This window comes from Chryseobacterium gilvum (assembly GCF_025628965.1).
GTDB classification, from domain to species: Bacteria; Bacteroidota; Bacteroidia; order Flavobacteriales; family Weeksellaceae; genus Chryseobacterium; species Chryseobacterium gilvum.
On sequence record NZ_JAOTEN010000001.1, the window covers coordinates 505,707 to 529,906 of the forward strand.

A 24,200-nucleotide genomic window follows, 5' to 3' on the forward strand; every position below is an offset into this window, starting at 1 on the left:
ATATTTATTCATGATGTTCATACATCCTGTCATAAAGATCCATAAACTTCTCTTTAACCGCTTTTCTTTTCAGTTTCATGGTTGGCGTTAGAAGACCGGTTTCAATGCTCCAGACTTCAGGAGTGAGCTCAATCTTCTTTATTCTTTCCCAGTTTCCGAGATGTTCATTGATGCCCTCAATTTCTTTTTCGATTCTTTGCTTCAATTCCGGGCTTTTGGCAATTTCTTCCGGAGTAGAACCGATATTGAGGTTATTTCGCATCGCCCAGTTTTTGGCAAACTCAAAATCCGGCTGTACAAAAGCACAGGCCATTTTTTCGCCATCGCCCACGACCATGATCTGCTCAATAAATTTAGACGCTTTGGCCAGGTTTTCGATCGTCTGCGGAGCAATATATTTACCGCCGGAAGTTTTAAACATTTCCTTCTTACGGTCTGTAATCTGTAAGAATCCGTCGCTGTCGAGATGGCCGATGTCTCCAGTTTTGAAATATCCGTCTTCCGTGAAAGCCTCCTTCGTCATTTCATCATTTTTAAAGTATCCTTTGAAAACTGAAGAACCTTTTACGGTAATCTCACCGTCTTCCTGAATTTTCACGGTTAGATTATCCAAAGGATGGCCTACCGTTCCCACTTTCATCTTATCAAACGAGTTCACCGAAATTACCGGGGAGGTCTCTGTCAAACCATAGCCTTCCAAAACAGGAATTCCGGCATTCTGAAACATGAGATTAAGCCTGGTTGATAAAGCTGCAGATCCTGAAACCAGGGTGATAATTTCCCCACCGAGACCCTCTCTCCATTTTTTAAATACAAGCTTGTCGGCAATGATTTCCTGTAAACCGGACGGTTTTTTGACTTCTTTTTTCTGGGTAATCAGATTCAGCGCCCAGAAGAATATTTTAGATTTAAGGCCTCCCGCAGAAGATCCTGTATTATAAATTTTGTCATATACTTTTTCTACCAGTCGCGGTACTACACTCATATAATGAGGTTTTACCTCTTTTACATTTTCGCCCATTTTTTCAATACTTTCCGCGAAATAAATGGAGAAACCATTATATTGGAAAAGGTAAAAAAGCATCCTCTCAAAAATATGGCAGATCGGCAAAAAGCTCAAAACCCGCGTATCTTTATAATCCAGGCTTTTCTTTCTCGGGATTCTCGGTATAGAACCCAGGACATTAGATACGATATTGGTATGGGTAAGCATGACCCCTTTAGGTTTACCCGTGGTACCGGAAGTATAAATAATGGTGGCCAGATCTTCAGCATTAATGGCGTTTGAAAGATCTTCCACCTCAATCTGGGTTGAATCGTCCTCTCCAAGGTCCAGAACTTCTTTCCAGTTGGCCGAGCCACTCACATTATCGAAGGTGAATACGCCCTGTAAGGAAGCAACGCGGTGTTTTATGGTGACAACTTTATCCAGTAATGCCTTATCAGAAACAAAGCAATATTTGATTTCGGCATTGTTAAAGATAAATTCGTAATCTTCATGAGAAATCGTAGGATACACCGGTACAGAAACCACCCCGATCTGTGAAAGCCCCAGATCCATAATGGCCCATTCCGTTCGCGTATTGGTCGTGATCAGTGCGATTTTGTCACCGGGCTTGATTCCTAATTTTAGAAGTCCTCTTGATATTTTGTTTCCCTGATTAATAAATTCCTGGGTAGAGGTTTTTTGCCATTCACCCTGATGTTTTGTCACAAACATATCGTTTTTAGGATATTGTTCTAAAGCGTAGTGCGGTATATCGAATAATCTTTTGATAGTCATCATTTTTCGGTCAATTTTATAAAGAATCTTAAATATAAGCATTTTTGTGAAATTAATGCAAAACTCCAAAGAATTTTCAGTGCCAATTATATTTCCAGATATGAGTAAAAAGTGTAAATTTACGACCATCTAATTATTAATTTTTATGGATTTTAATTTATCAGAAGAACAGCTGATGATTCAGCAGGCAGCAAGAGATTTTGCCCAGAATGAACTTTTACCTGAAGTAATCGAAAGAGACCGTGATCAGAAATTTCCTACCGAGCAGGTAAAGAAAATGGGAGAAATGGGACTTTTGGGAATGATGGTAGATCCAAAATACGGCGGAGCGGGAATGGACAGTGTTTCTTACGTTCTGGCGATGGAAGAGATCGCAAAAGTTGATGCCTCTGCAGCTGTTGTAATGTCTGTAAACAATTCTTTGGTGTGTGCCGGTCTTGAAAAATTTGCTTCTGAAGAGCAGAAAATAAAATATCTTACCCCATTGGCAAGCGGTCAGGTTTTAGGTGCATTCGCATTATCTGAGCCTGAAGCTGGTTCTGACGCCACTTCTCAGAAAACAACGGCGGAAGATAAAGGTGATTATTACCTGTTAAACGGGATCAAAAACTGGATTACCAATGGAGGAACCGCTTCTTATTATATCGTTATTGCTCAGACTGACCCTGAAAAAAAGCATAAAGGCATCAATGCATTTATCGTAGAAAGAGGTTGGGAAGGTTTTGAAATTGGCCCGAAAGAAGACAAATTGGGAATCAGAGGAAGCGATACGCATTCTTTAATGTTCAATAACGTAAAAGTACCGAAAGAAAACAGAATCGGGGAAGACGGTTTCGGATTCAATTTTGCGATGGCGGTTTTGAATGGCGGTAGAATCGGGATTGCTTCACAGGCTTTGGGAATTGCTTCAGGAGCTTATGAATTGGCTCTTAAATATGCTAAAACAAGAAAAGCATTTAAAACTGAAATTATCAATCACCAGGCGATTGCTTTCAAACTGGCAGATATGGCTACTCAGATTACGGCAGCAAGAATGCTTTGCTACAAAGCGGCGGTTGAAAAAGATGCAGGAAAAGATATTTCTGAAAGCGGAGCAATGGCAAAATTATATTCTTCTCAGGTAGCAATGGATACGACTATTGAAGCCGTACAGATTCACGGTGGATATGGTTACGTAAGAGAATATCATGTAGAAAGAATGATGCGTGATGCAAAGATTACTCAGATCTATGAAGGTACTTCGGAGATCCAGAGAATTGTAATCTCAAGAAGCATCGCAAAATAATAGTTAAAAACTACTTATGAAAAAATCTTTGTGGATCACAATCGGCGTAGCTTTACTGCTGATCGGAGTATTTGTCTGGTACAAGTTTTTCTTCGTTTTCGGGGAAGGGGTAAAATCCGGATATCTGAATTATGCCATCCATAAAGGATATGTATTCAAAACGTATGAAGGCAAGCTCATTCAGGAAGGTTTCGGAAGAGGAAAAACCGGAAGCATTACCAGTTATGAGTTTGAATTTTCTGTGAAAGATCCTGAAGTTTTCAAACAGCTGGAATCGAACAGCGGAAAAAATTTCGACCTTCATTACAAAGAATATAAAGGAGTTCTGCCTTGGAGAGGCAACACAAAGTTTATTGTAGATAAAGTAGTCAATATGAAATAAAACAAAAGCCTTTCAGGAATCTGAAAGGCTTTTGTTTTAATTATTAGTGTTGGGATGATCTGCTTTTTTCTTTTTGTAAAAGTAATATCCAATCCCTGCTATTAAAAATAACGGCCAAAGCGGAAGGATAAAAAGAAATACAGATTCAATCACATTCCAACCGGAAGATACTGCTGCAAAAGAACGGTCTCCAAAGTTTTTCGGTTGTTCATTTACTGTCGCATTGGCTTTTCCGTATAAAGTTATTTCCAGATCGCACAGGGTGTTTTCTGTAAAATTCACTCCTGAAATTTCAATGCTTTTATTCTCAACTTCCCCGATGTTGTAGCTTAAGTCATCCATCAAATATTCAAATTTCTGAATAGGCACCTTTACTTTTAAAAAAGCCGTCTTGTTGTCGCTATTGTTAAGGGAGATATTTTCACTGCGTATATAGCCGTCATATTTTTTTACCTCTTCGTGTACAATCTGTTTTGCCGTTTCAGCATCATTTACATTCAGTTCCAGAATTCCGGTTTTCAGCATTTTTTCTTTCACGCTGTTGTTATTGGTGAATTGTTTTTTCGGCGCATCTTTATAAACGATTTTCGTCTGTTTGATAATTTTCGGAGCAGGAACGTTTATAACTATTCTTTCAGAAGTTTTTTCTGCAGAGTCCTTTTTTACAGGTATTGATTCCAATCGGGTAGAGGCAATTTTGCTTGATAAAGAATCTACACTTTTCGAAGCAGATTCTATCTTCTCCTGTACCGAATTTTTCGTGTCTTCAAATTCTTTTATTTTGATATTGGCAGAATCAAAAACCGCTTCTGCAGTATGATTTACAGAATTGACTTTTTCAGCAGCATCTGCAACAGTACTATCTGCAGCATGAATAGCTTCGTCAACCTGAGAAGTAGTCAATTCTCCTTTTTTGCACATGATAAAAGTGCTTGATACAGCGACTAACATGATGAGTTTTTTCATAACCTTATTTTTTTGTTGAAGTAAAATTAGAGCTTGATTTCAGAAAGCTGTTGTAAAAGCGGTGTAGGAATCCCGTAAATTTTTATTTCATTAAAAATCAGTGTTTTGTAAATATTAATCGGTATGTTTTACAATTTTAAATCTGTGATTTACACAAAAATACGCCGCTCAATATCATATTGAGCGGCGTATTTTAATGCTTATTTTCAAAAAAAAATTAATTCTGTTTAAATTCACTGATAAAGTGCAGCTTCACATTCGGGAATTTTTCCTGCGTCATGTGAATGGTAAATGACGAATCTGCCAAAAATACCAGTTGATTATATTTATCTCTCGCTAAAAATCTTTGCTTTAATCTTGCAAATTCTTTAAACTCTTCAGACTTTTCATCGGCTTCCACCCAACAAGCTTTGTGCATCGACAGCGGTTCATACGTGCATTTTGCGCCATATTCATGTTCAAGACGATATTGGATTACTTCATACTGAAGCGCTCCTACAGTCCCGATAATCTTTCTGTTGTTCATCTCAAGGGTAAATAACTGCGCAACACCTTCATCCATAAGCTGGTCAATCCCTTTTGCAAGCTGTTTAGCCTTCAAAGGATCATTGTTATTGATGTATCTGAAATGCTCCGGTGAAAAGCTTGGAATTCCTTTGAAACTTATTTTTTCACCGCCGGTCAACGTATCTCCGATTCTGAAACTTCCTGTATCATGAAGACCGACAATATCTCCTGGGAAACTCTCATCTACAACTTCTTTTTTATCCGCAAAAAAAGCATTCGGGGAAGAAAATTTCATCTTTTTACCTTCCCGTACCAACAGATAATTTTCATTTCTCTTAAACGTTCCGGAAACAATTTTAATGAAAGCCAGCCTGTCTCTGTGTTTAGGATCCATGTTTGCGTGAATTTTAAACACGAATCCCGTAAATGCATCTTCTTCCGGCTTTACAAGACGGGTGTCGCTTTCTTTAGGCTGTGGTTTGGGAGCGATTTCAATAAATGCATCCAGCAATTCACGAACTCCGAAATTATTTAGGGCCGAACCGAAAAATACCGGCTGCAGATCTCCGTTCAGATACTCATCACGGCTGAATTCAGGATAGACCGATTGTATAAGCTCCAGTTCATCTCTTAAATTCTGTGCAGGTTTTTTTCCGATAATTTCATCGATGGTAGGATCATTGATGTCATCAAAGGTAATGGCTTCACCTACTTTCTGTTTTTTCTCTTCCAAGAATAACTGGATGTTATTTTCCCAGATGTTATAAATGCCCTGAAAATCAGCACCCATCCCAATCGGCAGAGAAAGCGGAACCACTCTTAATCCTAATTTTTGCTCTACCTCATCCAGAAGATCAAAAGCATCTTTCCCTTCACGATCCAGTTTATTGATGAAAACCAGCATGGGAATGTTTCTCATGCGGCAAACTTTCACCAGTTTTTCTGTCTGTTCCTCAACGCCTTTTGCAACATCTATGACAACGATTACAGAATCTACTGCGGTCAACGTTCTGTAGGTGTCTTCTGCAAAATCTTTGTGACCCGGAGTATCCAGGATATTGATTTTATGGTTTTTATATTCAAAAGCCAGTACAGAAGTGGCAACTGAGATCCCTCTCTGTCTTTCAATCTCCATAAAGTCGGAGGTGGCTCCTTTTTTTATTTTGTTCGATTTTACCGCACCTGCTTCCTGAATAGCACCCCCGAAAAGAAGTAATTTTTCCGTAAGGGTGGTTTTTCCGGCATCGGGGTGAGAAATGATCCCGAAAGTTTTTCTTCTTTGTATTTCTTTGATTAAATCTGACATAGTATATTTTGAAGCTGCAAAAATCGTGATTTTTTATGGAAAATGAAAACTTTATGAAAATGGGATTGATGAAGTGTTCAATTATATTGAAAAAGCTGTTTTTTACTTTTATATTTGTAAAAATCAGATTATGAAAACCAAAAGGCTCATTCTTGTTACTTCACCGCCTGCTTCGGGGAAAACCTATATATCAAAGAAAATATCAGAGAAACTAAAGCATATTGTTTATCTGGATAAAGACACCCTAATTCCTTTAAGCAAACAGATTTTTTTGGCTGCGGGAGAAGAATATAACCGTAGTTCAGATTTCTTTGAAAAGTACATCCGGGATTTTGAATATACTACCATTGTCGATCTTGCCCTGGAAGCTTTGCAGTATGACGATAAAGCTTTAATCAACGCACCTTTTACCAGAGAGATCCGTTCCTTAGAATATATTCAGAATCTTAAAGCTAAACTGAAAGCGTGCAATGCAAAACTGACCGTGATCTGGGTCATCACAGAACCTGAAATGATCCATAAAAGGATGATAGACCGGAATTCTGACCGTGATACCTGGAAGCTTGAAAACTGGGAAAAATATATTTCAGAGGTAGATTTTACCATTCCTTATACCATTGATGATCAAAACGACGATCTGGATTTCCTCAAATTTTACAATTCTTCCGATGAAGAATACGCCGAATCTATGGAGAAAATCGTTTCTTTATTAGAAAATGAATAAGATATTTAGGGTTAATCATTTATATTTGCCGAAATTTAAAAATAATGGAACATAGCAGATATCCAAAGTTTACCTTTACATGGCTCGGAGGATTGGTTTTATTGGGTGGTTTGTTTTTGGGAACCATTGCCGTTTCTTTATTCAATGTTTTCTGGATGCTTGTATGTAAAGAAAATCTGCAATATAGAGACTGGTTTTTTATGCTTTCCAATGCTGCGGGATTCCTTACGGCTATTGCCTTTTTCGATTTTTTTATTGTAAGGCCCTCCACAAAAAAGAAACTGAATTTTAATTTTTCACCCACCAATTTTTATACTTATCTTTTAATTTTTCCGATGATGTTGGGAATGATGTTTATCGGGGAATTTTTCACATCACAGATACCTGTAACCGGGCCATTCTTCGGGAAATATTACGATTTTTTCACCAAACTGATGGATCAGCTTACCGATAATCCTTTAGTGATGATTATTACGGCGGTGATCATGGCTCCCATTTTTGAGGAAATTATTTTCAGGGGCATTATTCAGCAGGGTTTGATCAATAAAGGAGTTGCACCATGGAAGGCAATCTTATTTGCATCTGTTGTTTTCGGATTGGTACACGGAAATCCGTGGCAGTTTGTAGGTGCCGTCTTATTAGGGACCGTTCTGGGTTTGGTCTATTACAAAACAAAATCTCTTCTTTTGCCGATGCTTTTGCATGGTTTTAATAATTTATGCTCTTCAGTGCTTATTTTATATACCAAAAACGAAAGCTTTTCAGAAGCTTTTAAGGTAACAGAATGGGTTATGTTAGGAATCGGGATTTTGCTTTTCTCTTTATTTTATTTCCTTTTTATGAAAAAATATAAAGTGCATTATTCAGAGCTTTAAATAAAATATAAGTATAGTTTTTTATTCTAATCATTAATTATAATAATCTACACATAATGGAATTATTAGTAGCCACTCATAATCTACATAAAAAAGAAGAAATTCAGCAGATTTTAGGAAACGAATTTACTGTTAAAAGCCTGACTGATTACAACATACACGAAGAAATCATTGAAGATGGAGACTCTTTCAATGCCAATGCTTTAATTAAAGCCAAATACTGTTTTGAAAAAACGGGAATTCCTAGTCTGGGTGACGACAGCGGATTGGCGGTTGAATCTTTAGACGGAAGACCCGGAATTTTTTCTGCCCGTTACGCGGGAGATCATGACTTTGCCAAAAATATCGCAAAAGTTCTTGAAGAAATGACCGGTATTGAAAACAGGAAAGCTTATTTCATTACCGTTTTGTGCTATTATGATGAAAACGGTCCCCAATATTTTGAAGGTAAGGTTCATGGTAATTTGCTGACAGAAAATAAAGGCTTTAAAGGTTTCGGGTATGATCCTATCTTTGTTCCGCAAGGTTATGATTATACATTTGCCGAGATGGATCCGGAGAATAAAAATAAAATCAGCCACCGGAAACAGGCTATAGATCTGTTTTTGAAGTTTCTTTTTAAATCAAAATAATAATTTACGCTCCAATATTTTAAAGTTTTTGTAAAGAGCCAGTTCTTAATGTATCTGACTTTTTTAATAGAATCCGTGTTTCGATTTTCTGTCGTACATTTACCACAATAAATTTTAGATTTGAGTACTTATTTAACGATATTAGGCTTTAATTCAGCGATACCTACCGTCAATACATCTCCCACATCTCAGCTTCTTGAAATGGAGGAACGCTCTTTCCTGATCGATTGCGGAGAAGGAACGCAGGTACAGCTCAGAAAAGCAAAAGCGAGATTTTCAAAAATCAATCATATTTTTATCTCTCATCTTCATGGTGACCACTGTTTCGGTTTACCGGGACTGATCGCCTCTTTCAGGCTTTTAGGGAGAGAAATGCCACTGCATGTATACGGCCCGAAAGGAATCAAAAAAATGCTGGAAACTATCTTTACCATTACCGAAACACATCGGGGTTTTGAAGTGGTATATCATGAGCTTGATAAAAATGAGTCTGAAAAAATCTATGAAGACAACAGGGTAGAAGTATATACCATACCTTTAGATCACAGAATTTACTGTAACGGGTATCTTTTTAAAGAAAAACCAAAGGAAAGGCATCTCAATATGAAAGAAATTTCCAAATATGATGAGATTGAAACCTGTGATTATCACCACCTGAAAGCAGGAAGGGATTTTGAGCTGAAAGATGGCTATGTTCTTAAAAATGAAATTCTTACGACAGATCCTGCTCCTGCAGTCTCCTATGCATTCTGTAGCGATACACGGTATTTGGAAAGTGTGATTCCCATTATTAAGAATGTAACGGTTCTGTATCATGAGTCTACCTTTTTGCATGATCTGAAAGAAATGGCAGATTATACCGGTCATACCACCGCAATGGAGGCAGCTGTGATCGCAAAAAAAGCAGAGGCCGGAAAACTTATTTTAGGGCATTTTTCTAATAGATATAGTGATTTGACGGTATTTACCGATGAAGCCAGAACGGTTTTTCCGAACACATTTTTACCCAAAGCTTTAGAAGTAGTGAAAATTTAAAGGTATGCTGAATTTTGAAGAATTAAGAGATTTTCTGAATGAAAAAGCTGATGTATACAATAATGCTGAATTTATTCAGGATGATCCCATACAGATTCCGCACCGATTCTCTGTAAAGCAGGATATCGAAATTGCAGGTTTTTTGGCAGCGACTATTTCGTGGGGAAACCGGAAGGCCATCATCAAATCGGCAGATAAAATGCTCGATATGATGGGAAATTCACCTTATGATTTTGTGCTAAACCATACTGATAACGATTTAAAATCAATTGAAAGCAAAAGTATTCACAGAACTTTTAACGGTGAAGATTTTGCGTATTTTATCAGACAGTTCAACAGGATTTATAAAGACAATGAGAGCCTTGAAAATCTATTTAAAATCAATAATGCTGAAACCAATTTTTATCACTCCATTGAAAGATTCCGCACCAGCTTCTTACAGGCAGAAAAACACCGAAGCCACAAACATGTAAGCTCACCCTATAAAAATTCTTCCTCCAAAAGAATCATTATGTTTCTCCGCTGGATGGTGAGGAATGATCAACGTGGGGTAGATTTTGGGATATGGGAAACGATTGATCAGAAACATCTGTCGATTCCTCTGGACGTGCATACCGGAAATATTTCACGTACATTAGGATTGATCTCCCGAACACAAAATGATTGGAAAGCGGTTGTAGAATTAGATGAAGCCGTCAGAAAATTTGATAAAAATGATCCTGCTAAATATGATTTCGCATTATTTGGATTAGGCGTAACAAAAGAACTATTGTAAAAAAAGAAATGAAAACACCAGACGAAAAAACAGAATTTTTGGAGAAAATCGCAAACGGAATTACTTGGTGGATTGGTTCTATCCCTTCACTCATTGCCCATACCTTATTTTTTGCCATTTCTTTTCTTTTACCGGCTCTTAACATCGTAGAATTTGATAAGATGCTTCTCATATTAACCACGGTAGTTTCTCTGGAAGCGATTTATCTGGCAATATTTATCCAGATGTCAGTCAATAAAAGCCATGAAAAAATTGAAGATATTCAGGAAGATATTGAGGAGATTAGTGAGGATATTGAAGATATTCAGGAAGATATTGAAGAGATCACCGAAGATATTGAAGAAATTACAGAAGATATTGAAGATATTCAGGAAGATATTGAAGAGATTAACGATGATGAAGATGACGAAGATCATAATGAAAGAGCAAAGAATGTAATTCTCAAGAGCAATGTGAATTCTAATAAAAACGAGATCAAAGCCCTTAAAGATAAGATTTCAGAATTGCAGTATATGATTGATCAGCTACGAAAAGACTAAAATTTGATCATTAAACGTCGAAAACAATTATTAAAAAAACAAGACTTTAAATTTATTTTTGTTATTTTTGGAAAAACAAAGAATAAAATGTTAAGTTATAGATTGAAAAATTACTTTTTCTTTTTGGTATTGCTTTTGATTTCAGGATCTGCTTTCTCTCAGATTAAAGAAAGAAAGCCTCCGAAAAATAAGATTTCTGCTGAAAACAGCAAAGCGGGCGCGTTTATAGACATTAATGTTGCACCGTATCCGGCTTCTACTTACACTCCGGAACAATTGGTAAAAGATATTTTGATTAATGGAGGATCTACCTGTTCGGTTCCGAACGTAAGCAATGTAACAGTGACTCCGAATCATCTGGTTACAAATGACAACAGGTTTTGGGGATATTTTAATAAAGGGACTACTGCTTTTCCGTTCAATGACGGGATTATCTTATCTACAGGGATGGCAAAAGCAGGCGGAAATACAGCTACTTTTGCAAGTTCTACCATCTCTACCGGAAGTGATCCGGATCTTGTCGCTGCGACATCTCCTACCACAACACTGAACGATGCTGCCATGCTGGAATTTGATTTTGTTCCAAATTCTACTCAGGTTAAATTTAACTATATCTTTGCTTCTGAAGAATATACCGGTTCTTTTCCTTGTAGTTATTCAGATGCTTTTGCATTATTAATCAGACCTACCGCAGGAGGACCTTATGTAAATGTAGCTATTCTTCCAGCCGGAGCAGGACCTGTAAGTATGACAAACATTCATCCGCTGATTCCCGGTATTGGAGGTTGTCCGGCCATTAATGAAAGTTTTTTTGCAGGCTATAATAACTCAACGAATATTGTAACCAATTATGAAGGAAGAACAGTCCCTTTAACTGCTATTGCTACAGTAGTTCCGGGTACGTCTTATCACTTTAAAATGGTTTTGGCAGATGCTACCGATTCATCATATGACAGTGCGGTTTTTATTGAGGGAGGATCTTTTGATATAGGAATCAAAATCGTTGATGGAAATGGTGTTGCATTGCCTGCAACGCTTAATGTGTGTGATAATACTCCGCAAATATTAAAAGCTCAGGTATCCGTGGTTACGGGAATGACGTTTCAATGGTATAAGGATGGAGTTGCGATTCCGGGAGCGACCAATATTACCTACACGGCTACACAGCCGGGAGTGTATGAAGTGAAGGTTTCGGTTCCCGGAAATAATTGTCCGGGCTCAGCAACGATTACAATTGTGGGAGGTACATCTCCTGTAGCACAGAATGCTACTTTGCAGTTATGTACCACTCCGGGAAATACAAATTTTAATCTTACTTCCGCACAACCTTCAATAAGCACAACAACAGGTGCTGTATTCCGCTATTACGCCGTACAGGCAGATGCAGTGGCTCAGAATGCTAATTTTATAACAACACCAACGAGTTATAACGGTACAGACGGCCAGGTTTTATATGTTGTGGTTTCTAACGGCGGTTTTTGTAGTAAACTGGTTACACTGACACTTAAAAAAGAAGCAACGCCTATTGCGCAATTAGCTTCATCAAAATTAAAAATATGTGCAGGTGAATCAGTTACATTAACAGCTTCGGGTGGGAATACTTATCAGTGGAGCAATTTTACAGGAACTGGACCTATCCGTACAGTATCACCTACGCAAACGACGACTTACACAGTATACGCAATCGGTGTACAGGGATGTAAATCTTTAGTTCCGGCTACTGTAACGGTTGAGGTGGTTCCTGCAATCACATCCAATCTTACCGGCGGTCTTATATGCACAGGAGATCAGATAACTTTAGATGCAGGTGCAGGTCCTAATTATGTGTATTCTTGGAGCAATAATGCAACCACCAGAACCATTACCGTCAATACTCCGGGAACATATACCGTGGAAATCAGTAACGGGGTTTGCAGTAAAGTATTTACAACACAGGTTATTAAAGCGATCATTCCTGAAATAGTGAATGTAGATTATAATGAAAACGGAACCATGATTATCTCAGCAAGCAATCCAAGTAATGGAATATTAGAATATTCTGTAGATAACGGAATTACATGGCAGGCTTCAAATGTATTCTCAAACGTGCCGAAAAACACGATCATCTCTATTCGGGTGAGAGTTAAAAATACAAGCTGTGTTGGTTTCCTTGAATTCTTCACCTTTGTCATGAAGAATGTCATTACTCCAAATGGGGATAATGTAAACGATATTATTGATTTCAGAGGAGTGAGCGATTATAAAGATTTTAAAGCTACGATTTCAGACCGTTACGGAAGAGAAATCTATAAGGCTGAGAAAATAAGACCGTATTGGGATGGTCTTTTCCAGGGAAAAAAATTACCGACTTCCTCTTATTGGTATCAGGTAAGTTTCCAGGATCCTGCCAGTAAGCAGAATACCGTGAAAACAGGTTGGATATTATTGAAAAATTTTGAATAATTGAATAAGAATTGAATTAAAGAAAGATCGGTATTTGCCGGTCTTTTTTATTTTTATATAAATAATATAGGCAGTTAAGATCCCATTAAATTGTATTAATAACAATAACAGTCATATTAGATTGAATTTCAATTAAAAAAAATAGTATTTTTGTTTAAAATAGTATAAAATGTTAAATAGAAGTACAAGAAGTTTATTTTTGGCTTTATTTTTAGCTCTCACAGGTAGCTTTTCTTTTGCTCAGACCAGAGTGAAAAGCAAAAGTTTGCAAAAACCTACAGCTGAAACAATGAAGGCTGGAGCATTTATTGATGTAAATACCGCTGCATATCCCGAATCATCCTATAGTATCACACAACTTATTAAAGATGTACTCATTGCCGGAGGCTCTACCTGTTCTACCGCAAATGTCACCAACGTTGTGGTATCGCCGGATTTGGCGGTAACCAACCAAACCAGGACGTGGGGCTTTTTCAATCGCGGAACTACCAGTTTTCCTTTCTCAAAAGGAATTCTTCTTACCACCGGTCATGCAAGAAAGGCGGGAAATACTTTTCAGGCTGCAGAATTAAGTGATGGTGTTACCGTACAAGGTGACGCAGATTTGGCGACGGCTCTCGGGATTGCAAACTCAAACTTAAAAGATGCTACGTATATAGAATTTGACTTCGTACCCAGTTCAACAGAGGTATCGTTCAGATATTTATTTGCTTCAGAAGAATACGAAAACAACTATCCTTGTACTATAGGGGATGGTTTTGCATTATTACTAAAAAAAGTAGGAGATCCTGCATACACCAATTTGGCTGTTTTACCAGGCGGCGCAGGACCGGTGAGTGTAACGAATATTCACTCTGCAAACCAGTTTAACGGAGCACCGCTTAGTTGTGGTGCTGCAAATCCTACTTATTTTGCAGGATACAATAATGCTGCAATAGAAACTAATTTCAGCGGACGCACGATTCCGTTAACGGCAAAGGCTACCGTAATTCCGGGCCAGACTTATCATTTTAAAATGGTATTGGCAGATTATCAGGATTCGGCATATGACTCAGGCGTATTTTTAGAAGCAGGTTCTTTTGACATCGGGGTTCAGATTCTAGGATCAAATGGAGTGCAGCTGCCATCTTCTATTAATGTATGTGACAACGCGCCACAAACTTTTACCGCGTCTGTTCAGATTCCGGGAGCTACTTATCAGTGGTTTTTAAACACAGGAATCATACCGGGAGCCACCTCAAGCACTTACACTGCGACACAACCGGGATTGTATACCGTTCAGGTCCTAATTCCGGGTAATTCTTGCCCCGGAACAGCCAGTGTAACAATCGTTGGCGGAACTTCTCCTACCGTACAAAATGCGACTTTGACGAGTTGTTATGTCGCAGGGAATGCTACTTTTAATTTAACCTCGGCGCAGACTTCAATAAGTACAACACCAGGTGCTACTTTTTCATATTACATTAACCAGGCGGATGCAAATGCCGGTAATACCAATACGATTGCTTCACCCACAACCTTTCAAAGCCCCGGAAACCAAACAATTTATGTATTGGTAAAAAATGGATTCTGTTCTAAGGTAGCGCAACTTCAATTAATAAAAGCCCCTGAAATTACAGCAACAATTGCCACGCCTACAGTTTTAACATGTACCAATTCCCAGATCACTTTGAATGGTTCCGGCTCAACTTATCCTGCAGGCTCTACTTTTAACTGGACGACGACAGGAGGGAATATTGTCTCAGGAGGCACCACTTTAAATCCTGTAATCAATGCTGCAGGAACCTATACATTAACGATTTCCAATACTTTTCAGCCGGGTAATGTAACCTGTACAAATACTGCGAATGTCGTGGTGACAGGTGACAGCGCTCCTCCAACTACAGGACTTACAGCGAGCAAAATACTGATCTGTGCGGGTGAAACCGTAACATTAACCGCATCTGGAGGAACAACCTATAACTGGACCGGACTTACCGGAAACGGAAATACGCAAACCGTTACGCCGACAGCAAATACAACCTACACGGTAACCGCAGTAGGAGCAAACGGCTGTGTTTCTACTTCGCCGGCAACTGTTACCATACAGGTTTCACAACCTATCACCGTACAGAATGCAACCCTTTTAAAATGTTATCAGCAAGGAAATATTACCTACGATTTAACTTCTGCGCAACCTCAAATAACCAGCGCAAGCGGAGTTACATTTACGTATTATGTAAATCAGGCAGATGCCAATGCAGGTAACACAAATAATATAACAACTCCGACAACTTTTTCAAGCCCAGGAAACCAAACAATCTATGTTTTAGTAAGCAATGGCGGTTGTAAATATGTAGTCACCTTACAGTTATTGGTAACGGCGCCTACGACATTAACCATTGCAGCACCTCAAACCATCACCTGTACAACGGCTCAGGTAACCTTGAATGCATCTTCATCGGTAATTCCTGCAGGTTCCACGATATTATGGACTACTACGGGAGGTAATATTGTTTCTGGTGCAAATACTTTAACCCCTGTCGTTAATGCAGGTGGTGTTTACACCTTAACCGTAACGAATGTTACTCAGCCTGGAAATTTAACTTGTACTTATTCGGCCAATGTAACCGTTATTGAAGATAAAGTGAAACCGGTAGTGTCGGTTACTTCATCAGTAGCTCAGATTTGTCCGGGAGAATCAGTAACTTTAACTGCTTCGGGAGGTGCAACGTACAACTGGACCGGTCTTCCGGGAACCGGAAATACTCAGGTTGTTTCACCTACATCGAATACAACTTATACCGTTTCAGCAATCGGAGCGAATGGCTGTGTTTCTGCAAATACCGCTACGGTAACCATTATTGTAGGTCCGCCAACGGCAGTAGTCGCCGCATCCAAAAGTAAAATATGTGCGGGTGAACCTGTGACATTAACCGCAAGCGGAGGATTTACCTATAATTGGGTAGGACTTACCGGTAATGGAAATACACAAATTGTTTCTCCCACCGTAACAACAACATATTCGGTATTTGCATTGGGTGGAAACGGCTGTACTTCCAATACACCGGCAACAGTAACGATTGAGGTGGTTCCGGCAATTGTTTCCACTTTACAGGATGTATACGTTTGCGCAGGAGACACAGGAATTTTAGATGCCGGAGCAGGCCCGAATTACACATACGTATGGAGCACCGGAGCAACTACGCAGACAATTTCCACAAATATTCCCGGAACGTATTCTGTAACGATCAGTAATGGGACTTGTTCAAAAGTGTTCAGTGCACAATTGTTAAATCCGAACTTACCACAATTTACAAATGTTGTGTATGATAATCATATTCTTACCCTTTCAACGACAAATCCTACCGGAGGAATCCTGGAATATTCTATTGACGATGGGGTGACATGGCAAAATTCAAATGTATTTTATAATGTTTTGAATAATGCTAATTATAATTTGAGAGTACGGGTTTCCGGAGCCAACTGTAGTAAAGTATTAGCTTATTTTACTTTTGTTGTTAAAAATGCCATTACCCCAAATCGGGATGGTATGAATGAAGGAATAGATTTTTCAGGAATTTTAACTTACAATAACTTTGCGGCTTCAATATTTGACCGGTATGGTGCAGAAGTATTTAAGGCTACAAAATCCAGTACAATATGGGACGGATCAGTGAAAGGTATCAATTTGCCTACTGCAACGTATTGGTATAGAGTGCAATGGGAAAATCCGGCAAGTAAAAAGCTTGAGCTTCGAAGTGGATGGATATTACTTAAAAACAGAAATTAAAATTAAAGTCTTCCCACGGGAAGACTTTAATTTTTAACACAAAATATGTAAAAATTGATACAATATATTTAAAAAACCATTAAATTTGTTGAAACAAAATTATTATGAAGAGATATCTACTGTTGTTTTCATTATTCATTGCGTCATCAAATAGTCTTTTTGCACAAAGGGTTGAAACCAGGAAGCCTCAAAAGGAAAAGCTCTCCTCATTATCTATGAAAGCCGGTGCTTTTATCGATGTGAATGCTGCAGGATATGCAGAGTCTGCTTTTACACCACTGCAACTTGTAAAAGATGTATTAATTTCATCAGGTACCAATACTTGTATCACTCCTACAGTTTCCAATGTTCAGGTAAGCCCTAATTTACCGGTAACCAATGCGAACAGATCTTGGGGTTATTTTCACAGAGGAACGACCGCTTTCCCTTTCAAAGACGGAATTGTACTGTCTACAGGATTTGTAAGTAAAGCGGGAAATACAGCTAATGCAGGTACATTGGGAGATGCACTTACCACAAACAGCGATCCGGATTTAGTTGCGGCAACCAATCCTACCGGTACATTAAATGATGCTGTTATCCTTGAGTTTGATTTTGTTCCTACTTCAAGTCAGGTAAAATTTAATTATCTGTTTGCTTCAGAAGAATATACGGGAAGTTTCCCTTGTAGTTTTTCTGATGCGTTTGCTTTGCTTTTAAGACCGGTAGGAAGTACAGGCCCTTACACGAATATGGCAGTATTACCAAGTGGGGCAGGACCTGTGAGTGTTACCAATATTCACCCTGCAAACCAGGATAATGGTTTTCCTTTAAGCTGCGGAGCTGCAAATGCCGCTTTTTTCGCAGGATACAATACGACCAATACCCAGACCAATTTTAATGGAAGAACCATTCCTCTAACGGCAACTGCTGCTGTAGTTCCGGGTCAAGCCTATCATTTTAAAATGGTTTTGGCAGATGCACTTGATAGAAGCTACGATTCAGCAGTATTTTTAGAAGGAGGATCATTTAATATCGGTGTTGATCTTTTAGATAACAATGGGGCAACCTTACCTTCAGATATTAATGTATGTGATAAAGTTCCTACAGTACTTACTGCCTCTGTAAGTGACCCTATTATGACATATCAATGGTTTTATAACGGTGCGCCGGTTCCGGGAGCCACTACAAATTCTATAACGGCCATTGAACCGGGAACGTATACTATTGAGGTATCAGTTCCGGGAAATCCTTGCCCCGGAAAAGCAAGTATTGTGATTCATGGTGGTACAACGCCATTGGCACAAGATGCAACATTCCTTCTATGCAGCACTCCGGATATTACCACATTTGATCTGAATAATGCGAAACCATTAATCAGCCCTACATCGACAGCAACATTCCGTTTTTATGTGAATCAGGCAGATGCATTGGCACAAAATACCAATTACATTACCAATGTTGCCAATTATAACGGAACAGACGGTCAGATTTTATATGTTGTGGTTTCTGACGGAGGATTCTGCAGCAAGCTCATTAAATTAACGCTGGCTAAAGAAACAACTCCTACCGCTCACCTTACGTCTACGCGAGTGAGAGTTTGCCCGGGTGAAGTCGTTAACTTTACTGCATCAGGAGGAACAACCTATTTATGGAATAATTTTCCGGGAAGCGGAAATACACAATCCATACCTTTATATCAGACAACGACATTTACAGTATATGCAATCGGAGTGAAAGGTTGTAAATCTTTGCAGCCTGCAACCGTAGTGGTAGAAGTCGTTCCTGAAATTACATCACCACTTCAAGATATCGAAATGTGTATTGGTGATACCGCAGTTCTGGATGCGGGAGCAGGAAACGGATATACATATTTGTGGAGTACAGGTGCTACTACAAGAACCATTACCGTTAATCAGTTAGGTATCTATTCAGTGACCATCAACAACGGAATCTGTACCAAAACATTTACTGTTAAAGTAATGGCAGCAGCTTTACCGTATATTTCAAACTTAGATTACAGCAATAATACCTTAACGGTTACAGCAGAGAATCCTTCTATCAATAACATTCCGGGAACTTTGGAATATTCTATCGATGGCGGCATCAACTGGCAGACTTCTAACATATTTACCAATTTGCTGAATAATACAGATTATACCATCAGGGTAAGAATACAGGGAACAAGCTGTGAAGGGTCTATTGATTTCTTTACTTTCTATATCAACAATATTATCACCCCGAATCAGGATGGTGTAAATGATGTGATTGATCTTACTTCAGTAGGTAAGTTTAAAAACTTTACAGGATCGATTTATGACCGATACGGTGTTGAAATGTTCAGATTTTCAAAAGAAACTCCAATCTGGAACGGAACAGTTGGCGGAAAAAGATTGTCAACAGCAACCTATTGGTATAAATTTAATTTCGAATATGATAAATCTAAAACTCAATTCAGCACATCCGGATGGATCATGTTGAAAAACAGAGAATAAGATGATATCGTTCCATAAAAAAAGCCTTTCAAATTATTGAAAGGCTTTTTTGTTTTTATTGATTTTCTTTCCACAGCTGAGTAAAGGAAATAAAATCCTCGACGCTTAACTCTTCGGCTCTTTTATCTAAGAATTCATGTGTTTTTAATGCTTCCGGAATATTGAGCACTTTCCATGAATTTGAAAGTTTCTTTCTTCTCTGACCAAATCCTGCCTTCACGATTTGCTTAAAAAGAACCTCATTTCCGGCAAGTCCTTCCTTTGGATTTCTCGTCAGTTTAATGACTCCCGATTTTACTTTTGGTGGCGGGTTAAAAACATTCTCATGTACGGTAAAAAGATAAGTCACATCGTAATAAGCCTGCACCAGCACAGAAAGTATCCCATAATCTTTGGTTCTCGGTACGGCAGCAGTGCGCTCTGCAACTTCTTTCTGGAACATACCCACCATTTCAGGAACGATTTGGTAATAATCAATAATTTTAAATAAAATCTGTGACGAAATATTATACGGAAAATTCCCGATAATAGCGATCTGATCCTGCTTGATAAATTCAAAATCCTGTTTCAGAAAATCACCTACAAACGTTTCTTCCGTGGTGTGATAATTTTTTTTAAGATATTCTATCGACTCCTGGTCGATCTCTGCAAGATAAATTTTTTGATCTTTTTCCAGAAGATATTTGGTAAGCACACCCATTCCCGGTCCCACTTCCATAATGTTTTTGTAGTTTTCGAAGCTTAAGCCTTCTACAATTTTTTCTGCGATGTTTTCATCTGTCAAAAAGTGCTGACCGAGATGTTTTTTTGCTTTTACACTCAAAGTTTTTATGATTTTGTTAACAATGATTTTCTCTTATTCGTTCCAAATTTCGGTAGAATTTTTCTATTTTAGCCAAAAATTTAATATTAATGGCTAAATCTGTAGATGAATTCAATAAGAAAAGGCTTCGGTCCAGCAATATTACAGTCGTAATAAGCATTGCATTAGTGTTATTTTTATTAGGATTAATGGGGCTTATTTTAATCAATGCCCAGAAATATTCTGATTATATCAAAGAGCAACTTGTTGTAAATGCGTACTTTGATGAAAATTATGATGCTAAAGATTCTTTGAAAATTGCTAAGCTGGAAGAAGAAACCTTTAAAAAAATACAGATTTTGGCTCCTGTAAAAAGAGCAACTTATATTTCCAGGGATATGGCGGCAAAGGAGGCCAAAACCAGTATGGGTATTGACAGTGATGCGCTTTTTGAGGAAAATATCTTTCCTTCATCCGTAGAAGTTGCTTTAAAGCCGGAGTATGTGGATCCCGCAAAAATTGATGAAGCCATAAAAATCATAGGTTCGGTTCCGGGGATTGTGGATGTCAAAAATGACAGCAGTCTTATGGTGGATGTTTACAATAATCTCAACAGGATTTTGAAATGGATATTGGGTTTTTCGCTCTTATTTTTAATTCTGGCGGTAGTATTGATTAATAATTCAATCCGGTTAAAAATATTTTCCAAACGGTTTATCATTAAAACCATGCAGTTGGTAGGTGCCAAAAGACGTTTTATTTTAAAACCCTTTATTATTGAAGCTGTTGTTTTGGGCTGTATCGGTTCTTTTCTGGGATTGATCGCGCTTTTCGGGGTTTGGTATTATTTTACAAGTGAAATAGGATCTTCTTTTGTTCAGGATAATCAGCAGTATTTCTGGTTAGTTTTGCTGATCTTTGGAGTAGGGATTTTGATTACGGTGCTCAGTACAATTATTGCAACATGGAGGTTCCTGAGATCAAGTGTTGACGATTTATATTATTCTTAAAAAATGGGTAAAAAATTACATAAATTTTCCGCATCAGATTTTGGTAAGGAAACAGAGGCTCCAAAAGAAGATACGTTCTATTTTGGCCAGCAGAATTTTAAATGGATGTTGATTGGTTTAGCATGTATTGTTGTAGGTTTTCTATTGATGATGGGACCCGATGCAAACACTGTTGACGGAAAACTGGATCCTAACGCCTGGAACGACGATATTTTCTCGATCAGAAGAATAAGAATCGCTCCGTTGCTTATCGTAATTGGTTTTGCCATTGAAGTTTACGCGATTTTAAAAAGAAAATAACTCACCAATTTCATTTAGAGGTTAAAAGATTTTGAAATTTAGAACCGTTTGTCTAAATCTCTGAATTTCTTAATCTCTAAACTTTTATAGCTATACTATGGATATAATCAAAGCAATTATCATTGCGATTGTAGAAGGACTTACAGAATATTTGCCGATTTCTTCAACAGCCCACATGGGTTTTGCAGCTAATCTTATGGGGATGAGAGACGATGAGTTCATGAAAATGTTTCAGGTTTCAATTCAGTTTGGCGCTATCTTATCGGTAGTCGTTGCTTACTGGAAAAAATTCTTTGATCTGAAAAATCTTCAGTTTTATTTCAAGCTTGGTTTTGCGGTGATTCCTGCGCTGGTTTTAGGATATATTTTTGATGATAAGATAGAAGCGGTGCTGGGAAATCAGATTGCGATCTCGTCAGTTCTGGTTTTGGGCGGAGTAATCCTGTTATTTGCAGATGAGTGGTTCAAAAATCCTAAAATTGACGATGAAAAAGGACTTTCGATCAAAAAAGCAGTTACTATCGGTTTTTGGCAATGTTTAGCCATGATGCCCGGAACAAGTAGAAGTGCGGCTTCCATTATTGGTGGAATGACGCAGGGATTAACCAGAAGAGCGGCGGCAGAATTTTCCTTTTTTTTAGCGGTTCCCACCATGTTAGCGGTGACAGTTTACTCGGTTTTTGTGAAAACATGGGGTAAAGAAACAACGCATCCTATGAAAGGATACGAAATGATCCTTTCTTCAAATGATCATATTCTGATTTTTATTGTTGGAAATATGGTCGCGTTTATTGTTGCGCTTATCGCCATCAAAGCATTCATCGGAGTATTGAATAAATACGGGTTCAAACCTTGGGGATGGTACAGAATTATCGTAGGAATTGCTTTGCTGATTTATTTTTATTGGTTTAAATAATTATTATTTTTAGGGCAGCTATTTCCGCCTTCCGCTCCCGCTTTTTGCCTCCGCTTCGCTCCGGCAAAAAGAGCTCCGTTCAAATCTAACGAAGTGGTTTGATGATTCAAATAAAAAAATGAACATATCATCAAGTCGGGCTGCGGAAATTGCAGCAGATAAATTATTACTCATAAATGTTATGACAGCAGAACAACTTCTTGAAGGACACATCTTTCTTTTAGACAAACCTTTGGACTGGACTTCCTTTCAGGCGGTAAACAAATTAAAGTATAAGCTCAAAAGTGAGTTTGGTCTTCCGAAGAAATTTAAAATCGGGCACGCCGGAACTTTAGATCCGAGAGCAACCGGTTTATTAATTGTCTGCTGCGGAAAATTCACAAAAATAATTCCTGAAATACAGGATGCCCCGAAAGAATACTGGACGGAAATAAAAATCGGAGTACAGACAGAATCATACGATACCGAAAAACCGGAAATTATACCAAAGGATATTTCTCATATTTCAGAAGAAAAAATTAATGAAGCTTTACATTGTTTTTTAGGAGAAATTGAACAAAAACCTCCCGTTTTCTCAGCCATTAAAATTGATGGAAAAAGAGCCTATAATTTAGCCAGAGCCGGAACGGAAGTCGAGATGAAATCAAGGAAAACAACCATTTTTTATATTAAAGATATTAAAATTGATTTTCCGTTTATAAGCTTTACGGTGGGCTGTTCAAAAGGAACTTATATTCGCAGCTTAGCTCATGATATCGGCCAGGAATTAGGAGTTGGTGCGTATTTAACGCAATTGAGAAGAACAAAAATCGGAGAGTATAAAATTGAAGATGCCACTTCTGCTTTTTTGGATAATGAGTATAAATTTGTAAACAATTAAAAACAGATCGATGCAGGAAAAAACACGTATTAATAAATATTTGTCTGAAGTAGGATACTGTTCAAGAAGAGCAGCAGATAAGCTTTTGGAAGAAGGGAGAATCACCGTCAATGGAAAAATTCCTGAGATGGGTACAAAAATCTCTGATGAAGATGTGGTGGAAGTGGATGGCAAACCCATTCGTGAATCGCAGGATAAACCCATTTATATTGCCTTTAATAAACCGGTCGGGATTGTTTGTACTACAGATACCAAACGCGAAAGAGATAATATCATTGAATTTATCAACCATCCGAAAAGGATTTTCCCGGTCGGAAGATTAGATAAACCAAGTGAAGGATTGATACTTCTTACCAACGACGGAGATATTGTCAACAAAATTTTGAGGGCCAGAAATAATCACGAAAAAGAATATTTAGTACGGGTAGACAAGCCGATCACTACAAAATTTCTTGAAAAAATGCGAAACGGAGTTCCCATTCTGGATACTGTAACAAAAAAATGTGAGGTAGAAAGAATCGATGCTATGACGTTCCGTATTGTGCTTACACAGGGTCTCAACAGGCAGATCCGGAGAATGTGCGAATTTCTTGGGTTTGAGGTTAAAAAGCTGAAAAGAATCCGGATTATGAATATAAAGCTGGATCTCCCGATCGGAAAATGGAGGGATTTAACCGACGAAGAACTTTCTCAACTCAATATTTTGCTTGAAGATTCTACTAAAACCATCGACTAATTAATATTAATTAAGAATATTTATTTGATAACGATAAACTTAAATAAACGCATACAATT

Annotated in this window: 20 protein-coding genes; 16 read left to right on the forward strand and 4 right to left on the reverse strand. The window is 38.0% G+C overall.

Annotated features, from left to right (window positions below):
- Positions 1–4: 4 nt before the first annotated feature.
- On the reverse strand, positions 5–1,783 hold the full coding sequence (locus N0B16_RS02345; protein WP_262989962.1) for an AMP-dependent synthetase/ligase: 1,779 nt from the start codon (positions 1,781–1,783) through the stop codon (positions 5–7).
- A gap of 145 nt (positions 1,784–1,928) precedes the next feature.
- Here N0B16_RS02345 and N0B16_RS02350 point away from each other — a divergent pair, with 145 nt between their 5' ends.
- Together N0B16_RS02350 and N0B16_RS02355 are read left to right on the forward strand one after the other, a co-directional pair.
- The gene (locus N0B16_RS02350; protein WP_262989111.1) at positions 1,929–3,068 is read left to right on the forward strand and encodes an acyl-CoA dehydrogenase; all 1,140 of its coding nucleotides are present in this window, start codon (positions 1,929–1,931) and stop codon (positions 3,066–3,068) included.
- Positions 3,069–3,084: 16 nt separating this feature from the next.
- Entirely contained in the window at positions 3,085–3,450 is a 366-nt protein-coding gene (locus tag N0B16_RS02355; RefSeq protein WP_262989113.1) for a hypothetical protein, read from the forward strand.
- Between the two features lie 36 nt (positions 3,451–3,486).
- Here N0B16_RS02355 and N0B16_RS02360 read toward each other — a convergent pair whose 3' ends face one another.
- Together N0B16_RS02360 and N0B16_RS02365 are read right to left on the reverse strand one after the other, a co-directional pair.
- On the reverse strand, positions 3,487–4,416 hold the full coding sequence (locus tag N0B16_RS02360) for a DUF4349 domain-containing protein (RefSeq protein ID WP_262989114.1): 930 nt from the start codon (positions 4,414–4,416) through the stop codon (positions 3,487–3,489).
- A 217-nt stretch (positions 4,417–4,633) separates the two neighbouring features.
- Positions 4,634–6,229: a peptide chain release factor 3 gene (locus N0B16_RS02365; protein WP_262989115.1), complete on the reverse strand. Its 1,596-nt coding sequence runs from the start codon at positions 6,227–6,229 to the stop codon at positions 4,634–4,636.
- 130 nt (positions 6,230–6,359) lie between these two features.
- Between N0B16_RS02365 and N0B16_RS02370 the strand changes: the two genes are divergently transcribed.
- The 9 genes from N0B16_RS02370 (at position 6,360) to N0B16_RS02410 (ending at position 19,497) form a co-directional block, all read left to right on the forward strand.
- Entirely contained in the window at positions 6,360–6,953 is a 594-nt protein-coding gene (locus N0B16_RS02370; RefSeq protein ID WP_262989116.1) for a P-loop nucleotide/nucleoside kinase family protein, read from the forward strand.
- Positions 6,954–6,997: 44 nt separating this feature from the next.
- Entirely contained in the window at positions 6,998–7,828 is an 831-nt protein-coding gene (locus N0B16_RS02375; protein WP_262989117.1) for a CPBP family intramembrane glutamic endopeptidase, read from the forward strand.
- Between the two features lie 56 nt (positions 7,829–7,884).
- Positions 7,885–8,460 carry an RdgB/HAM1 family non-canonical purine NTP pyrophosphatase gene (rdgB, locus tag N0B16_RS02380; protein WP_262989118.1) on the forward strand — a complete coding sequence of 192 codons (576 nt, stop codon included), beginning with the start codon at positions 7,885–7,887 and terminating at the stop codon, positions 8,458–8,460.
- 120 nt (positions 8,461–8,580) lie between these two features.
- Complete coding sequence (locus N0B16_RS02385; protein ID WP_262989119.1) at positions 8,581–9,495, forward strand: ribonuclease Z; 915 nt, start codon at positions 8,581–8,583, stop codon at positions 9,493–9,495.
- A gap of 4 nt (positions 9,496–9,499) precedes the next feature.
- Complete coding sequence (locus tag N0B16_RS02390) at positions 9,500–10,270, forward strand: TIGR02757 family protein (protein WP_438265260.1); 771 nt, start codon at positions 9,500–9,502, stop codon at positions 10,268–10,270.
- Positions 10,271–10,278: 8 nt separating this feature from the next.
- The gene (locus N0B16_RS02395) at positions 10,279–10,809 is read left to right on the forward strand and encodes a DUF1003 domain-containing protein (RefSeq protein WP_262989120.1); all 531 of its coding nucleotides are present in this window, start codon (positions 10,279–10,281) and stop codon (positions 10,807–10,809) included.
- Positions 10,810–10,911: 102 nt separating this feature from the next.
- Positions 10,912–13,251 carry a choice-of-anchor L domain-containing protein gene (locus N0B16_RS02400; RefSeq protein ID WP_262989121.1) on the forward strand — a complete coding sequence of 780 codons (2,340 nt, stop codon included), beginning with the start codon at positions 10,912–10,914 and terminating at the stop codon, positions 13,249–13,251.
- A gap of 169 nt (positions 13,252–13,420) precedes the next feature.
- Positions 13,421–17,023, forward strand: a complete 3,603-nt coding sequence (locus tag N0B16_RS02405; RefSeq protein WP_262989122.1) for a choice-of-anchor L domain-containing protein — start codon at positions 13,421–13,423, stop codon at positions 17,021–17,023.
- A gap of 104 nt (positions 17,024–17,127) precedes the next feature.
- On the forward strand, positions 17,128–19,497 hold the full coding sequence (locus N0B16_RS02410) for a choice-of-anchor L domain-containing protein (protein WP_262989123.1): 2,370 nt from the start codon (positions 17,128–17,130) through the stop codon (positions 19,495–19,497).
- A gap of 55 nt (positions 19,498–19,552) precedes the next feature.
- Here N0B16_RS02410 and rsmA read toward each other — a convergent pair whose 3' ends face one another.
- Positions 19,553–20,320: a 16S rRNA (adenine(1518)-N(6)/adenine(1519)-N(6))-dimethyltransferase RsmA gene (gene rsmA / locus N0B16_RS02415; RefSeq protein ID WP_262989124.1), complete on the reverse strand. Its 768-nt coding sequence runs from the start codon at positions 20,318–20,320 to the stop codon at positions 19,553–19,555.
- Positions 20,321–20,409: 89 nt separating this feature from the next.
- On the opposite strand from rsmA, the gene N0B16_RS02420 reads away from it, so the two are divergent.
- From N0B16_RS02420 to rluF, 5 genes are all read left to right on the forward strand, one after another.
- Entirely contained in the window at positions 20,410–21,309 is a 900-nt protein-coding gene (locus N0B16_RS02420; protein WP_262989125.1) for a cell division protein FtsX, read from the forward strand.
- A 3-nt stretch (positions 21,310–21,312) separates the two neighbouring features.
- Positions 21,313–21,609, forward strand: a complete 297-nt coding sequence (locus tag N0B16_RS02425) for a DUF3098 domain-containing protein (RefSeq protein WP_262989126.1) — start codon at positions 21,313–21,315, stop codon at positions 21,607–21,609.
- A gap of 97 nt (positions 21,610–21,706) precedes the next feature.
- Complete coding sequence (locus tag N0B16_RS02430; protein ID WP_262989127.1) at positions 21,707–22,525, forward strand: undecaprenyl-diphosphate phosphatase; 819 nt, start codon at positions 21,707–21,709, stop codon at positions 22,523–22,525.
- Between the two features lie 181 nt (positions 22,526–22,706).
- Complete coding sequence (truB, locus tag N0B16_RS02435; RefSeq protein WP_262989966.1) at positions 22,707–23,405, forward strand: tRNA pseudouridine(55) synthase TruB; 699 nt, start codon at positions 22,707–22,709, stop codon at positions 23,403–23,405.
- A gap of 10 nt (positions 23,406–23,415) precedes the next feature.
- Positions 23,416–24,141, forward strand: coding sequence for a 23S rRNA pseudouridine(2604) synthase RluF (gene rluF, locus N0B16_RS02440; protein WP_262989128.1), 726 nt, complete (start codon positions 23,416–23,418; stop codon positions 24,139–24,141).
- Positions 24,142–24,200 lie beyond the last annotated feature (59 nt).

Coding starts and splice junctions, on each gene's coding strand:
- rluF (WP_262989128.1), top strand. CDS start 23,416: ATGCAGGAAAAAACACGTATTAATAAATATTTGTCTGAAGTAGGATAC.
- N0B16_RS02430 (WP_262989127.1), top strand. CDS start 21,707: ATGGATATAATCAAAGCAATTATCATTGCGATTGTAGAAGGACTTACA.
- N0B16_RS02365 (WP_262989115.1), bottom strand. CDS start 6,229: ATGTCAGATTTAATCAAAGAAATACAAAGAAGAAAAACTTTCGGGATC.
- N0B16_RS02360 (WP_262989114.1), bottom strand. CDS start 4,416: ATGAAAAAACTCATCATGTTAGTCGCTGTATCAAGCACTTTTATCATG.
- N0B16_RS02375 (WP_262989117.1), top strand. CDS start 6,998: ATGGAACATAGCAGATATCCAAAGTTTACCTTTACATGGCTCGGAGGA.
- truB (WP_262989966.1), top strand. CDS start 22,707: ATGACAGCAGAACAACTTCTTGAAGGACACATCTTTCTTTTAGACAAA.
- N0B16_RS02350 (WP_262989111.1), top strand. CDS start 1,929: ATGGATTTTAATTTATCAGAAGAACAGCTGATGATTCAGCAGGCAGCA.
- N0B16_RS02410 (WP_262989123.1), top strand. CDS start 17,128: ATGAAGAGATATCTACTGTTGTTTTCATTATTCATTGCGTCATCAAAT.
- N0B16_RS02420 (WP_262989125.1), top strand. CDS start 20,410: ATGGCTAAATCTGTAGATGAATTCAATAAGAAAAGGCTTCGGTCCAGC.
- N0B16_RS02425 (WP_262989126.1), top strand. CDS start 21,313: ATGGGTAAAAAATTACATAAATTTTCCGCATCAGATTTTGGTAAGGAA.
- N0B16_RS02390 (WP_438265260.1), top strand. CDS start 9,500: ATGCTGAATTTTGAAGAATTAAGAGATTTTCTGAATGAAAAAGCTGAT.
- N0B16_RS02355 (WP_262989113.1), top strand. CDS start 3,085: ATGAAAAAATCTTTGTGGATCACAATCGGCGTAGCTTTACTGCTGATC.
- N0B16_RS02395 (WP_262989120.1), top strand. CDS start 10,279: ATGAAAACACCAGACGAAAAAACAGAATTTTTGGAGAAAATCGCAAAC.
- N0B16_RS02345 (WP_262989962.1), bottom strand. CDS start 1,783: ATGACTATCAAAAGATTATTCGATATACCGCACTACGCTTTAGAACAA.
- N0B16_RS02370 (WP_262989116.1), top strand. CDS start 6,360: ATGAAAACCAAAAGGCTCATTCTTGTTACTTCACCGCCTGCTTCGGGG.
- N0B16_RS02405 (WP_262989122.1), top strand. CDS start 13,421: ATGTTAAATAGAAGTACAAGAAGTTTATTTTTGGCTTTATTTTTAGCT.
- rdgB (WP_262989118.1), top strand. CDS start 7,885: ATGGAATTATTAGTAGCCACTCATAATCTACATAAAAAAGAAGAAATT.